General features: G+C 74.2%; 13 protein-coding genes. 8 read left to right on the top strand and 5 right to left on the bottom strand.

The genetic code is table 11. From position 1 onward, the window contains the following. From ABZ449_RS40480 to ABZ449_RS40470, 3 genes are all read left to right on the top strand, one after another. Nucleotides 1–1,280, top strand: a 1,280-nt coding sequence (locus tag ABZ449_RS40480; RefSeq protein WP_360356725.1) for a ferric reductase-like transmembrane domain-containing protein, incomplete at its 5' end; no start/stop codon positions are given. A 41-nt stretch (nucleotides 1,281–1,321) separates the two neighbouring features. Continuing rightward, nucleotides 1,322–1,846, top strand: coding sequence for an FMN-binding protein (locus tag ABZ449_RS40475; protein WP_360356722.1), 525 nt, complete (start codon nucleotides 1,322–1,324; stop codon nucleotides 1,844–1,846). A gap of 32 nt (nucleotides 1,847–1,878) precedes the next feature. Next, nucleotides 1,879–2,631, top strand: coding sequence for an FAD:protein FMN transferase (locus tag ABZ449_RS40470; protein ID WP_360356733.1), 753 nt, complete (start codon nucleotides 1,879–1,881; stop codon nucleotides 2,629–2,631). Between the two features lie 96 nt (nucleotides 2,632–2,727). On the opposite strand, the gene ABZ449_RS40465 is transcribed toward ABZ449_RS40470, so the two are convergent. The 5 genes from ABZ449_RS40465 to ABZ449_RS40445 all read right to left on the bottom strand — a co-directional run bounded on the left by ABZ449_RS40465 (nucleotide 2,728) and on the right by ABZ449_RS40445 (nucleotide 7,963). Continuing rightward, the gene (locus ABZ449_RS40465; protein ID WP_360356720.1) at nucleotides 2,728–3,753 is read right to left on the bottom strand and encodes an NUDIX domain-containing protein; all 1,026 of its coding nucleotides are present in this window, start codon (nucleotides 3,751–3,753) and stop codon (nucleotides 2,728–2,730) included. Between the two features lie 346 nt (nucleotides 3,754–4,099). After that, nucleotides 4,100–5,098 (bottom strand): hypothetical protein, encoded by a 999-nt coding sequence (locus tag ABZ449_RS40460; RefSeq protein ID WP_360356717.1) that lies wholly within the window; start codon nucleotides 5,096–5,098, stop codon nucleotides 4,100–4,102. Beyond that, on the bottom strand, nucleotides 5,095–5,988 hold the full coding sequence (locus ABZ449_RS40455; protein ID WP_360356714.1) for an ABC transporter ATP-binding protein: 894 nt from the start codon (nucleotides 5,986–5,988) through the stop codon (nucleotides 5,095–5,097). The genes ABZ449_RS40460 and ABZ449_RS40455 overlap by 4 nt, the downstream gene beginning before the upstream one ends. A 53-nt stretch (nucleotides 5,989–6,041) precedes the next feature. Continuing rightward, complete coding sequence (locus tag ABZ449_RS40450) at nucleotides 6,042–6,452, bottom strand: GntR family transcriptional regulator (protein WP_360356711.1); 411 nt, start codon at nucleotides 6,450–6,452, stop codon at nucleotides 6,042–6,044. 92 nt (nucleotides 6,453–6,544) lie between these two features. Next, nucleotides 6,545–7,963 carry a DUF2079 domain-containing protein gene (locus tag ABZ449_RS40445; protein WP_360356708.1) on the bottom strand — a complete coding sequence of 473 codons (1,419 nt, stop codon included), beginning with the start codon at nucleotides 7,961–7,963 and terminating at the stop codon, nucleotides 6,545–6,547. A 278-nt stretch (nucleotides 7,964–8,241) separates the two neighbouring features. On the opposite strand from ABZ449_RS40445, the gene ABZ449_RS40440 reads away from it, so the two are divergent. The 5 genes from ABZ449_RS40440 to pcp all read left to right on the top strand — a co-directional run bounded on the left by ABZ449_RS40440 (nucleotide 8,242) and on the right by pcp (nucleotide 13,559). Then, the gene (locus ABZ449_RS40440) at nucleotides 8,242–9,156 is read left to right on the top strand and encodes an alpha/beta hydrolase (protein ID WP_360356705.1); all 915 of its coding nucleotides are present in this window, start codon (nucleotides 8,242–8,244) and stop codon (nucleotides 9,154–9,156) included. A gap of 75 nt (nucleotides 9,157–9,231) precedes the next feature. After that, nucleotides 9,232–10,011 carry a MerR family transcriptional regulator gene (locus tag ABZ449_RS40435; protein WP_360356703.1) on the top strand — a complete coding sequence of 260 codons (780 nt, stop codon included), beginning with the start codon at nucleotides 9,232–9,234 and terminating at the stop codon, nucleotides 10,009–10,011. Between the two features lie 118 nt (nucleotides 10,012–10,129). Then, nucleotides 10,130–11,347: an MFS transporter gene (locus ABZ449_RS40430; protein ID WP_360356700.1), complete on the top strand. Its 1,218-nt coding sequence runs from the start codon at nucleotides 10,130–10,132 to the stop codon at nucleotides 11,345–11,347. Nucleotides 11,348–11,575: 228 nt separating this feature from the next. Next, the gene (locus ABZ449_RS40425; protein ID WP_360356730.1) at nucleotides 11,576–12,754 is read left to right on the top strand and encodes an alpha-hydroxy-acid oxidizing protein; all 1,179 of its coding nucleotides are present in this window, start codon (nucleotides 11,576–11,578) and stop codon (nucleotides 12,752–12,754) included. Between the two features lie 121 nt (nucleotides 12,755–12,875). After that, nucleotides 12,876–13,559, top strand: coding sequence for a pyroglutamyl-peptidase I (gene pcp, locus ABZ449_RS40420; protein WP_360356727.1), 684 nt, complete (start codon nucleotides 12,876–12,878; stop codon nucleotides 13,557–13,559). Nucleotides 13,560–13,654 lie beyond the last annotated feature (95 nt).

Here is a 13,654-nt window from a genome sequence, read left to right as displayed (position 1 = left end):
CGCGCGCGGCACTCGGCCTGATCGCCGTGGGCGCGCTCGGCGTGCTCGCGCTGTGGTGGACGGGCACCCCGTCGGTGGTCGGCGCGGCCGGCTGGCTGACCGGTGCCGGCCGGATCACCGGGCTGCTGGCCGGCTACGCCGCGCCGGTGCTGCTCCTGCTGATGGCCCGGCTGCCGCCGGTGGAGCGCGGGGTCGGTGCCGACCGGCTGGCGCGCTGGCACGCCTTCGGCGGGCGCTGGATGGTGGCCCTGGTCTCGGTGCACGTGCTGACGATCGTCTGGGGCTACGCGCTGACCGACGGGCGCGGCCTGGTCGGCGAGGGCGTGGAGGTCGTCTTCCACTACCCCGAGATGCTCAAGGCCACCCTGGGCACCCTGCTGCTGTTCGGCACCGGAGCGGTCTCCGCCCGGATCGCGCGCCGCCGCCTCCCGTACGAGACCTGGTACCACCTGCACCTGGCGACCTACCTCGCGGTGGCACTGGCCTTCGCCCACCAGTCGGCCACCGGTGTGGACCTGGGCGGCGGCCCGGGCCGGGCCGCCTGGTACGCCCTCTACTTCGGCACGGCCGGCCTGGTCGGGTGGTTCCGGCTGCTGCGGCCGTGGCTGCTCGACCGGCGGCACCGTCTGGAGGTCGCCGAGGTACGACCGGAGGGCCCCGGTGTGGTGTCGCTGTTCCTCACCGGACGGCGACTCGACGAACTGCGCGCCGAGCCCGGCCAGTTCTTCCGGCTCCAGTTCCAGGCGCCCGGGCTGCGCTGGGCCGCCAACCCGTACTCGCTGTCCGCCCCGCCACACCCGCGCTTCCTGCGCTTCACCGTCAAGGACCTCGGCGGGCACAGCGCCGCGGTGGCCGCCCTGCGCCCGGGCACCAAGGTGCGCGCCGAGGGCCCGTACGGGGCGTTCACCGGGCGGCGACTGCGGCAGCGCCGGGTGCTGCTGCTCGGGGCCGGGGTGGGGATCACCCCGCTGCGCGCCCTGTTCGAGACCCTGCCGGGAGACGTCACGCTGGTCCAGCGGGCCCGGCGGCCGCAGGACGTGCTGTTCCGGGCGGAGCTGGCCGAGGTCGCCCGGCGGCGCGGCGCGGCGGTGCACGAGCTGCTCGGCACGCGCGAGCAGGTCGGCGACCTCCGCGGCGCGCTGGCCCGGCTGGTCCCGGACCTCGCCGAGCACGAGGTCTACCTGTGCGGCCCGGACGCCCTGGCCGAGGAGGCCGTCCGCGCGCTGCGGGCGGCGGGGGTGCGGCCCGGGCGCATCCACCACGAGAGCTTCTCCTTCTGAACCCGTTCCCGCTTTCCACTTCCCTGAGGAGCGTCGATCCCATGCGCCGAACCGTCGTCACCAGCGCCGCCACCGCGGCCGGGGTGGTGCTGCTGCTGTCCCTCAAACCGCACGAGGCGTCCGGGCCCGCCCCGGTGATCGGCTCGGGGGCGGGCACCGGTTCCGGCACCGCCGTCGGCTCCGGAGCCGGAACCGGTTCGGGCACCGACGTCTCGGGGTCGTCGAACGCCCCCGCGGCCTCCGCCTCCCCGTCCGCCTCCGCCTCCGCCTCCGCCTCCGCCACGGGCACCACGCGGAAGGTCAGCGGCGACACCGTCAACACCCGCTACGGGCCGGTGCAGGTGCAGGTCACCCTGGCCGGCAGCAGGATCACCGCCGTCGACGTGGTCAGGTACCCGAACTCCGAACGGCGCGACCGCGAGATCAACAGCTCCGCGCTGCCGGTCCTCAACCAGGAGGCGATAGCCGCGCAGAGCGCCAGGATCGACGTGGTCAGCGGCGCGACGTACACCAGCGACGGCTACGTCCGCTCCCTGCAGAGCGCCCTCGACCGGGCCGAGGGCTGAGGCGGCCCGTGCTGCGCCACGCCGAGCCCGTGATGGGCACCGTCTTCTCCGTCACCGTGCGCGACCCCGGCCCCGGGACCCCGGCCGTGCTGGAGCGGATCGCCGAACGACTGCACCGGATCGACGCGGTGTTCTCGACCTACCGGCCGGACAGCGACATCAGCCGTCTCGACCGGGGCGAACTCGCCCTGGACGACTGCGATCCGGAGGTCCACGCCGTCCTGGCCGCCTGCCGGGAGGTGGCCGCCGAGACCGACGGCTACTTCAGCGAGCGGCCGGGCGGCCGGCTCGACCCCAGCGGCTGGGTCAAGGGCTGGGCGGTCGAGCGGGCGGCCGCCCTGCTGCGCTCCTCCGGCTCCCGGCAGTACTGCGTCAGCGGCGGCGGAGACGTGCAGTGCGCGGGCGGGCCGTGGCGGATCGGCATCGCCGACCCCCGGCAGCCGGGTCTGCTGGCCGCCGTCCTGGCCGGCCACGATCTGGCCGTGGCCACCTCCGGCACCGCCGAGCGCGGAGCGCACATCCTCGACCCGCACACCGGCCGCCCGGCCGACGGTCTGGCCTCGCTCACCCTGGTCGGTGCCCCGGGCACGGGCATCGCCCGCACCGACGCGTGGGCCACCGCCGCCTTCGCCATGGGCCCGGTCCGGGCGCTCGCCTGGGCCGCGCGCCGACCCGGCGTCGAGGCCCTGGCCGTGCTGCCGGACGGCTCGAAGCGCTGGACCCCGGGCCTGCCCGGGCACCTCCCGGCGAGCGGGCCGGCGGACTGGCGGACCGCCGTCGGCTGACCGGGTGCGGGCCGGTTGTCGGTGGCCGGTTGTCGGTGGCCGGTGGCCGGATCGACCGCTCCCGGGAACGACCGTTCCACCCGACGACCGTCCGCCCTACGCCCGCTCCTGCTGCGCCGCCCGCCAGGCCTCCCAGGCCACCAGCGGCGCGAGGTACGACCAGCGCCGCGAGCCGTCCGGGCAGGTGCCGCCCTCGATCAGCTCGGAGACCGTACGGCGGGTGAACGGCACCCAGACGGCCATGTCGTGCTCGAAGGTGCTGTGGCAGCCCTCGCGGCGGCGGTCGATCTCGGCCGCGTCGAGCCGGGACCTGACGGTGGCCACCAGCGTGTAGCAGGAGGCCGGCTCGCTCCAGCCCAGCCATGTGATCACGGCCGGCCCGACGTCGTCCGGCAGCAGCCCCAGCTCCTCCTCCAGCGCCCGCCGGACCAGCCCGTAGAAGTCCTCGGCGGCTCCCGGCTCGTCCCGGTACTTCATCGTCTCGTTGATCCCGACCGTCCACTGCGCCGGGAAGGTGGTGACCGCCAGCGAGCGGCGGAGCAGCAACAGCCGGCCCCGCCGGTCCCGCACCGCGACGCAGGCGCTGACCATCGTGGGCGGCGCGACGGCCACGAAGCTCGTCAGGCCCTCGTCCAGCGCCTCGCGCAGCAGCCGGGCCGCCTCCGGGTCCTCCCGGCCCAGTCCGGTGGTGGCCATGCACTCCGCGTAGTCGCTCTCCGCGATGTCGACCTCGCAGACCCGCGCACCGCCGTGCTCGCCGTGATCGACCGTCAGCCGCGAGATGTAGGCCGTGCGGCCCGCCGCACCGGCCGCCCGCCGACGCGCCACCTCCTCGGTCCACCCGACCGCGTCCAGCACGTGCGGGCGCTCCACCCGCCCGCGGTGCGCCGTCACCAGCGTGCTCGGCGCCAGCGGGCGGCTCGCCGACCAGGTGATCAGCGGCGCCAGTCCGTTCGCCCGCACGTCGTGCGCCCGGGCCGCCGCCGTCAGGCCCGCCCGCCGGACCAGCGGCACCGGCACCCGGGAACCGAGCCGGGAGCCGCCGAACTTGGCGAAGTCGTACACCAGATTGGTCAGCACCCCGAGCAGCAGGGCCCCACCGATCCCCAGCAGCCACTCCACCCCGGTTCCCCCACTTCCGCGATCGACACGCCCATTGTGGCGGTGCCCCGCGCGGCGGCGAAAGGGCCGCGTCCGGGGGCCTTTCGTCGAACGCCGCTCGTCCTGCTGCACCAGCTGCTGGTGCCGGTGGTACACGTTCTCGTCGCGCAGGAAGCCGACCAGCGCGGCGGTCCGACCGATGACATCGGGATCGCCCGCCATGGCCGGCGATCACTCAATGGCGGTGGAGGTGAATACTTCGCACCGCACTCTGCGCTTCCGAGCACCAAGGCCAGGACCCGAGTCGTCGACTCGGCTCCTGGCCTTGGTGGTTGTCGCCCCGCACGGCCGGGCGGGGTGCGGGGAGCTATGCGCGGATGCGGCGGAAGACGACGAGGAGCAGGGCCAGGGTGAGGGCCAGGAGGATGCCGGCCTCGACGAGTTGGACGGGGACGAGGTGGTCGGCCGGGTGGTAGCGGAGCCAGGAGGCGGTGGCGCCGTCGCAGTCGGTGCTGAAGCTGAAACCGCAGCTGCTGGTGCTGACGCGGGAGCCGTCGGGGAGGACGATGCCGCGGTCGAGCAGCCAGGAGTTGCTGGGTTCGGTGGTGCGCAGGGCGGCGACCCGGTCCACGGCCGGGTAGAAGTAGGGGCGGGCCCAGAGGACCAGGCCGTGGGTGGCCGCGACGAGGGCGCCGGTGAGGAACATGGCGGGCAGGGCGCGGCGGACGAGCTGGCCGACGAGGACGCCGAGGGCCAGGGCGAACAGGGACCAGGCGACGGGGGCGACCCCGAGGGCCGGGTAGGTCATGTACTGGAACGGCGGGTCGAAGGCGACCGGGCCGCGCACGATGTCCGTCCACCACACCCAGGTCATCAGCACCGCGATCACGCCGGCGGCGGCCAGGACGGCGAGGCCGGGAACGGCGAGGCGGACGGCCAGCCACCGGATCGGGCTGACGGACTGGGCCCGGATCAGGCGGACGGTCCCGCGTTCGTACTCCTGGGCCAGCAGCGGGGCGCCGACGAACACGCCGACCAGCAGCGGGAGCGCGGTCACGGCGGGCTGGAGGACCCGGAGGTACCAGCCGTTCGGACGGTCGAGCGGCTCGACGCGGTTCCAGCACTCCTTTCTCGCCCAGGTCTCGGGGGAGTAGCAGTCGGTCCGGCGCAGTTCGCTCACGATCCGGTCGCAGGCGATGTGGATCCACAGGAGGTCGGCCACCACCAGCACCACCAGAACCCCCAGGGTCCAGAGGAGCAGCCGGTTCTGACGGAGCACCAGCCAGAGGATTCCGCGCAGAGCGGGCTTCGGGGTGGAGGAGGCAGTGGGAGCGGTGGTGCGGTCGGGCAGGACCTCGGTGCTCATGCGGCTACCTCGTTACGGTCGTTCGGGTCGGCGGGTGCGCGGAGGTAGCCGAGCAGCAGGTCCTCCAGGCTCGGTCGCTCGCTCTCCCACTCGCCGTCCACCGGCTCGTCGGTGCGGACCAGCGCGACGACCCGTCGGCCGCTGACGCGCTGCTCGACCACCGACTCGGCGGCCAGGGAGGAGCTTCGGGCGGCCAGGCCGGTGAGCAGCCGGTGCCCGTCGAGGATCTCGTCCAGGTCGCCGGCCAGCCGGATGCGTCCGCGCTGGACCAGGATCAGGTGGTCGATGACGCCGTCCAGCTCGGGGAGGATGTGCGAGGACAGCACGACGCTGGTGCCGCGCTCGGCGGCGGTGGACATCAGGGTGCCCATCAGCTGGTGCCGGGCGAGCGGGTCGAGGTCGGCCATCGGCTCGTCGAGCAGCAGCAGGTCGGGCACCTTGCCGAGGGCGAGGGCGAGGCAGACCCTGGTGCGCTGGCCGCCGGAGAGCGAGCCGATCCGCGCCTTGGGATTCAACTCGCCCTGGTCCACGATCCGTCGGGCCATCTGATCGTCCCACACCGGGTTGAGCTCGCGGCCCATCCGCAGCGTCTCGGCGACGGTGAGGCCCGGATAGAGCGGCTTGTCCTGCGGCACGTAGGCGACGCGGGCGCGCAGCCCGGGTGCGCCGGCGTCGGCGCCGAGCACTCGCAACCCTCCTTCGGTGGGCGCGAGTTGGCCGGCGGCGAGGGCGAGCAGGGTGCTCTTGCCCGCGCCGTTGGGCCCCACCACCCCGCAGATCCGCCCGGCCGGGACGGTGACGTCGCAGCCGCGCAGGGCCCAGCCGTTCCGGTACATCCTGCCGAGGCCTTCCGCCTCCAGGGCCGGCGCCGACGCGGGCGCCGTGGTCATCGGGTCGTCCACCCGGTCCCCCACTGTTCTCTGTTCGGTGTTGCCGAGGGGTCTCAGACCCCGGTGTCGGTGCCGGAGACCCCGGCGTCGAAGCGCTGCTCCAGGACGGAGGCCATCAGAGCGGCGATGTCCTCGCGCTCCAGTCCGGCCTCCCGGGCCCGGTCCACCCACCCGACCAGGTCCGCGCGCAGCGGCCCGTCCGCCGCCGCCTCCGGCCGGGCGAGCGAGCGCTGGACGAAGGTGCCGAGCCCCGGGCGGGGTTCGACCAGCCCCTCGCGTTCGAGTTCGCGATAGGCCTTCAGCACGGTGTTGGGGTTGATCGCGGTCAGTTCGACCACCTCACGGGCGGTCGGCAGCTTGTCTCCGGGCTGGAGCAGTCCGAGCCGCAGGGCCTGCTTGGTCTGCTGCACGATCTGCTGGTACGTGGAGACGCCGCTGCGCCGCTCAATGCGGTACTCGATCACCGGCTTTTCGGCCTTTCACTAGTTCAATAGTGGAATAGTGACCCACTGCGGCGCACGGGTCAAGCCGGCCCCGGGGCGCCGGCGGACGCTCCTCAGGGACGGTGCAGCAGGAGCAGGCCGTCCTGGTCGATCAGCGGCTGGTAGCCGCGCTCCCGGTAGAGGGCCAGCATCCGGGCGGTGTCGGCCGTGGCGCACGGGGACCGCACGCTCGGGTCGCGCAGGTCCACGGCCACCCACTGCGGTCCGGGACCCACCGGCGCACGGCACACCAGGGTGACCTCGGCCCGGCCGGTGAGCTGCGCCGCCAGCCGGTTGGAGGCGGCCACGGTGGCGTCGTCGGATATCCGGTGGAGCAGCGCCCGGGTGGCGGTGAGCCGGGGCGGGGTGCGCCAGGCCTCGGGCATCACCACCTCGTGCAGCGGGTAGAGCGGCAGCGTCACGGCGGTCACCAGGGCGCTGACGGCGAGTGAGCGGCGGACCCGGCGGGCGTCGAAGTGCCGCAGGACGTCCACCAGGGCCGCCAGCGCGACCGGCATCAGCACCGCGCTGTAGTGGTAACTGACACCCCAGTAGTGCGAGTTGGCCGAGAGCAGTCGCCAGGCGAGGGTGGGCGCGCAGAGCAGGAGCAGCGGCGAGCGCAGGCCCGCGAAGCCCGCCGTGGCAGCGAGCAGGAACAGCAGCAGCCACTTCACCGGCGGCCAGCCGAGCCGCAGCGGCAGCGTCCCGAGCGAGGGCCGCCCGCCGCCGTCCAGCTGCTGCCAGTAGTCGAAACCCCCGCTCGGATTGAAGGACGGCAGCACGACGAGCACGGTGAGCGCGGTCGCGGCGAGGCCGACGGTGGCGAGGACGAGCCCCGGCAGTGGACTGCGGCGGCGCTCCCGCCGGGCCTGCCAGGCGATCAGGGCTCCCACGGCGGCCACCGTCAGCCCCAGGTCCTCCTTGACCAGCAGCAGCGGCAGCGACCAGAGCGCGGCGGCGAGCGGCCGGCGCCGGCCGAGTGCGGTGGCGGCGAAGGCGAGCAGCGGGACCGCGAACGCGATCTCGTGGAAGTCGTCGGCCGCCGCCCGGACGATCCCCCAGGAGGCCCCCGTGGCGCAACCGACGACCAGTGCCGCCCGTGGCCCGGCCACCTCGTGGGCCCAGCGGGTGAGCGGGACGACGGCCAGTGCCATCAGCAGCGCCTGGGCGACGACGAGGGTGAGCGGGCTCGGGAAGGCCCGGTAGGCGGGGGCGAGGAGGGCGATCAGCGGGTGGAAGTGGTCCCCGAGCAGGTGGTAGCCGGGCCCCTTGAGCGGCACGATCGGCGCCTGCCCGTGCGCGTACGCCCGGACGGCCTGCTCGAAGATGCCCAGGTCGTAGGCCTTCGTGAGGCCGCGCCGGTGCCGGTTGACGGCGACGCAGGCGTAGAGCGCGGCGAACCCGGCCGCCAGGCCCCAGGCGAGCTTGGCGGGGCGGCGGGCGAGCACGGCGGGGCGGCGGGCGAGGGGCGGCGCACGCCGGACGGCCGGCACGGGCAGAGCGGATCGCACGGTGGGCGGGGCGGACCGGCCGGCGGGCGGGGAGACGGAAGCGGGCATCAGCAAAGTACCCTTTCACTATTCGATTAGTGGAAGGGTGATGGAAGCCCCGGCAGCCGTCAAACCCGGCCTGGCCACGCCGGCCGGGCCTTCGGCCTGCCGCCGTCGCCCTGCCCCACGAGCTCTCGACCGCGGGCCCTTGAGCACCCGAGCGGATCCGTACGACACCGGCGCTTGACCTTGACGCTACGTCAGGGTTGGAGGCTTGCCGCATGAAGAACGAGAGCACTTCCGCCACCCCGTTCCAGCCTCCGGTCGGCGGCTTCCAGGAGATCGACGGCCGCCGCCTCTACCTGCACCGGCAGGGCAGCGGCGGGCCCGCCGTCGTCCTGCTGCCCGGCGCCAGCGCCATCGGCCTGGACTACTTCGGCGTCCAGCAGGGAGCCGCGCAGTTCACCACCGCGGTGGTCTACGACCGCGGCGGCACCGGCTACAGCGACGACGCCGCGCTGCCGCGCACCGCCGCCGAGGTCGCGACCGAACTGCGCGAACTGCTGAGCGCCCAGGGCGTTCCCGGCCCGTACGTCCTGGTCGCGCACTCGCTCGGCGGCGCGTACGCCCACGGCTTCGCCCAGCGGTACCCGCAGGACGTGGCCGGACTGGTCTGGCTGGACGCCTTCCACCCGGACTGGGACGACTACATGCCCGCCGAGGCGAACCTGGCCGCCACCCGGCGGCTGTCGCCCACCGAGGAACAGCTGCGCCAGGCGCTCCCGGGCATCCGGCAGATGTGCGAGGAGCTGCTGGTGGACTACCCGGCCGACGTCCGCGACGCCGTGATCGAGTACCACGTGAGCGAGCGCTGGATCCACGCCGGCATCGCCGAGCGCGCCTCGATGCCCGACCTGGCCGTCGAACTGCGGGCCGGGGCGGACCTCCCCGACGTTCCGCTGATCGCGCTCACCCCGCTGGGCGTCGACCCCGGCCAGCAGGCGCTGATGTCGGAGGAACTCCTCCGGGCGATGCACGACGGCAAGACGCGGCTGTACGCGGACATGGTGGCCAGGGTCTCGAACGGGGAGCAGCGCATCCTCTCCGACACCGGCCACAGCCAGTTCGTCTTCGAGCGGGCCGATGCGGTGGTCCAGGCGATCCGCGACGTCGTGGAACGGGCGGGCCGCGCCTAGACTTCGACCACGGCCACAACCACGCCGACCACGACCACGACCACGACGAATCCTCGACGGAAGCGGAGCCGGACGGTGCTCACGATCAGTCAACTCGCCGCCACCGCAGGCGTGACCGTGCGCACCGTCCGCCACTACCACCAGGTCGGGCTGCTGCCCGAGCCCGAACGCGACGGCTCCGGCTACCGCCGGTACAACGCGCAGGCCGCGGTGGACCTCATCCGGATCAGGACGCTCGCCGACGCCGGGGTGCCGCTGGCCCGGATCGACGAGCTGCTGGGCGCGCGGCCGGAGGAGTTCGCCGCCGCCGTCACCGAGCTCGACGCCGAACTGTGCCGCCGGATCGACCAACTCGCCGAGCACCGCCGCCGGATCGCCGACCTGGCGAGCGGCGAGCGGCTCGCGCTGCCGGCCGAGGTGGTCGCCATCCTGGACCGGATGCGCGCGCTCGGGATCAGCGAGCGGTCGGTCCTGCTCGAACGTGACACCTGGATCCTGCACCAGGCCCTGGACCCGGAGGCGATGCGCCGGGGCGTCCAGGAGAAGAACGCCGCCTTCGACGACCCCGAGACGATCCGGCTGTTCCTGCTCTGCGACCAGTCGCTCGACTGGGAACCGGACGATCCGCGCGTGGACCGGCTGATCGACGAACTGGACGTCTGGGAGGCCGCCCACGGGCGCGACAGCAGCCGGCCCGGGAACCAGGCGGTGATCTTCTCCCGGATCGCCGAGGCCTCCCCGACCTGGCAGCGCATCCTCGACGTGCTCGTTCACCGCGCCAAGCAGCGCCGCCTCGCCGAAGAGCGCCGCCTCGCCGAAGAGCGCCGGGCAACGGACCCGCCACGAAAGCGTTGACGTCCGGTCGACTCCGGCCTCCGACGCAAGCGTTGAGGTCCGATTCACGCCAGCCTGCCACCGGTCGTCCTGATGGACTCGGGTCACCCACCCACCATCCACCGACGGGACCTCCGGCATGCCGACCGGCACCACCCTCCGCCCTGCTCGACCCGCGCCGAAGCCGCGCGCCGCCCGGGACGGCGGCACCCTCGCCGTCCTCGCCGTGACGACCGGCGTCTTCTCCATCGTCACCACCGAGATCCTCCCGATCGGCCTGCTGACGCCGATCGCCGACACCTTCCGGATCTCCGACGGCACCGCCGGGCTGATGATGACTCTGCCGGGCATCGTCGCCGCCGTGGCCGCGCCCGTGGTGACGGTCGCGACCAGGCGGGCGGACCGGCGGACCATGCTCTGCGCACTGCTGCTGGTCCTGACCCTGGCGGACCTGCTCAGCGCGCTCGCGCCGGCCTACTGGGCGGTCCTGGCCGCCCGGATCGCCCTCGGCCTGGTCATCGGGGCGTTCTGGTCGATCGGTACCGGGCTCGCCCCGCGCCTCGTCCCCGAGCACCGGCAGGCCCGGGCCAACACGCTGATCTTCTCCGCCGTCCCGCTCGGCTCGGTGCTCGGCGTACCGGCGGGGGTGTTCCTCGGCTCCCTGGCCGGCTGGCGGGCCGCCTTCCTCGTGATGGCCGCACTGACCCTGCTCACCCTGGCCGCCCTCCTGCGGTCGCTGCCGCCGCTGCCCCCGTTGACGGCCACCGGGCTGGGCGTGCTGCGCGGACTGCTGGCCCACCGGGGCACCCGGACCGGCATCGTGGTGACCTTCCTGATCGTGCCGGCCCACTTCGGCAGCTACACCTACGTCACCCCGTTCCTCAGCGGCACCGCCCACGCCGGCGCCGGCCTGATCACCGCCCTGCTGCTCGCCTACGGCGCCGCCGGACTGCTCGGCAACGTCCTGGCCGGCGGCCGGGCGGCACGTGCGCTGCGTCCGGTGTTCGGCGCGGCGGCCGCCCTGCTCGCCGGCGCCGCCCTGCTGCTGCCGCTGCTCGGCACCGGCGGCCCGGGCGCCGCTGTGCTGCTGACGCTCTGGGGCCTCGCCTACGGTGCCGTCCCGGTCTGCGCGCTCAGCTGGTTCCTCGCCGCGGCCCCGCACGCGCCGGAGGGCGCCGGAGTGGTCTTCACCTCGGCCTTCCAGGCCGCCTTCTCGATCGGCGCGCTGGCCGGTGGCCAGGTGGTGGACCACACCTCCCCCGGCACGGTCATGCCGCTCGGCGGGGCGGTCGCCCTGCTCGCCGCGGCCGCGGTGTGGCGGTACGGCCACCGGGTCCGCCCGGTCGAGGCGCCATGAGGCCGCCGTCGCCGTGACACGTGCGGCCGGCCCCTGGCCCTCCGCTCCGTCCGTGGTGAGAATGCCGGGGTGCCGTCGACCCACCCGCCCGTACGGCGGAGGCGGGGCAGGTGGCAGCGCCGGCCGGGACGGTCCCGGGCGGGTGCGGACGGGAAGGACGGCCGACGGATGGACAGTCAGCGGACGGACAGCCGGCGGAAGAACAGCTCGCGGGAGGACAGCCCGCGGATGGATCCGGCGTTCCAGGGGCGGTTCGGCGACTACCAGCACGAGATCTACCTGCGCGGGCTCGGCGGCGTGCTGCCCACGATGCCGATGGCCTTCGCCGAGCTGGAGGCGCGGGCGAGCGCGGCGCTGGCACCCTCGGTGCTCTCCTACGTCGCGGGCGGGGCGGGCGACGAGACCACCCAGCGGGCGAACGTCGCCGCCTTCGGGCGGTGGGGCCTGGTGCCGCGGATGATGGTCGGCGCGAGCACCCGGGACCTGTCGGTGGAACTGTTCGGCCTGCGACTGCCGACCCCGCTGTTCATGGCTCCGATCGGAGTGATCGGGCTGTGCGCACAGGACGGCCACGGGGACCTGGCCACCGCCCGGGCCGCCGCCCGGACCGGCGTGCCGATGGTCGCCTCCACCCTGACGGTCGATCCGCTGGAGCGGGTCGCCGCCGAGTTCGGCGACACCCCCGGCTTCTTCCAGCTCTACACCCCCACCGACCGGGCACTGGCCGAGAGCCTGGTGCACCGGGCGGAGGCCGCGGGCTACCGGGGCATCGTCGTCACCCTGGACACCTGGGTCACCGGCTGGCGCCCGCGCGACCTGGCGACCGCCAACTTCCCGCAGCTGCGCGGCCACTGCCTGGCCAACTACACCTCCGACCCGGTGTTCCGCGCCCGCCTCGCCAAAGCACCGGAGGAGGACCCGCAGGCGGCCGTCCTGGAGTGGGCCGGCGTCTTCGGCAACCCGCTGACCTGGGACGACCTGCCCTGGCTGCGCTCGCTCACCGACCTGCCGATCCTCCTCAAGGGCATCTGCCACCCCGAGGACGTCCGCCGCGCCAGGGACGGCGGCGTCGACGGCATCTACTGCTCCAACCACGGCGGCCGCCAGGCCAACGGCGGCCTGGCCGCCCTCGACCTGCTGCCCGACGTGGTCGCGGCCGCCGACGGCCTGCCCGTCCTCTTCGACTCCGGCGTCCGCTCGGGCACCGACGTCGTCAAGGCCCTCGCCCTCGGCGCCACCGCCGTCGGCGTCGGTCGCCCGTACGCCTACGGCCTGGCCCTGGAGGGCACCGACGGCATCGTCCACGTGCTGCGCTCCCTGCTCGCCGAAGCCGACCTGCTGATGGCCGTCGACGGCTATCCCACCCTCGCCTCCCTCCGCGCGGACGGTGCGCTGCACCGCACATGACGGGAAATCAGGTCATGGTGTCCACCGGGAACCGGCGGGGCTTGCCGGGACATTCGGGACGGCCCTACGCTCGAACGGCACAAATCGGGTCCGTACGTTCCCGCACTCTGGGAGGTCCGCCATCATCCGCGTCCTGCTGACCGCCTTCGAACCGTTCGGCCGCGATCCCCTGAACTCGTCCCTGGAGGCGGGCCGGCTGGTCGCCGCCGGGCCCCCGGCCGGGGTGGCGCTGGAGTTCGCCCCGCTGCCCTGGGCGTTCGACGACTCGATCTCCGAACTGCGCCGGGCGGTGGATCGGTTCGAGCCGGAACTGGTCCTCGCCACCGGCCAGGGCGGCAACCGGCCGGACCTCACGGTCGAGCGGGTGGCGATCAACCTCGACGACGCCGTCCGGACACCCGACCGGAAGGGCAACCAGCCGCTCGACCAGCCGGTCGTTCCGGGCGGCCCGGCCGCGTACTTCTCCTCCCTGCCCGTGAAGGCCTGCGTGGAGGCGGTCCAGCAGGCCGGCATCCCGGCCACCGTCTCGCACACCGCCGGCACCCACCTCTGCAACCACGTGTTCTACGGGCTGGCGCACCTGATCGCCACCGAACGCCCGGAGCTGCGCGGCGGGTTCGCACGTCTGCCGTACCTGCCGAGCCAGGCCTCCGGTCGGGAGACGAGCGCCTCGATGTCCGCCGAGACGGCGGCCGAGGGGGTGCGCATCCTGATCCGCAGCGCCGTGGCCACCCTCCACCCGCCGTCCGTCGGCACGATGGCGGCACCGCGCCGACGGAGCTGGATGCGCCGCCGAAGCGGCTGAAAACGCGAAGAACCCCCATCCGGAAACCGGATGGGGGTTCTTCTGAAGAATTGTTCGGCGGCGTCCTACTCTCCCACAGGGTCCCCCCTGCAGTA

Origin of the sequence: Kitasatospora sp. NPDC005856, assembly GCF_040629945.1 — a bacterium.
Lineage (GTDB): Bacteria > Actinomycetota > Actinomycetes > Streptomycetales > Streptomycetaceae > Kitasatospora.
The sequence above is the reverse complement of the archived record's forward strand: the minus strand, read 5'-3'. Positions and strand labels throughout refer to the sequence as shown.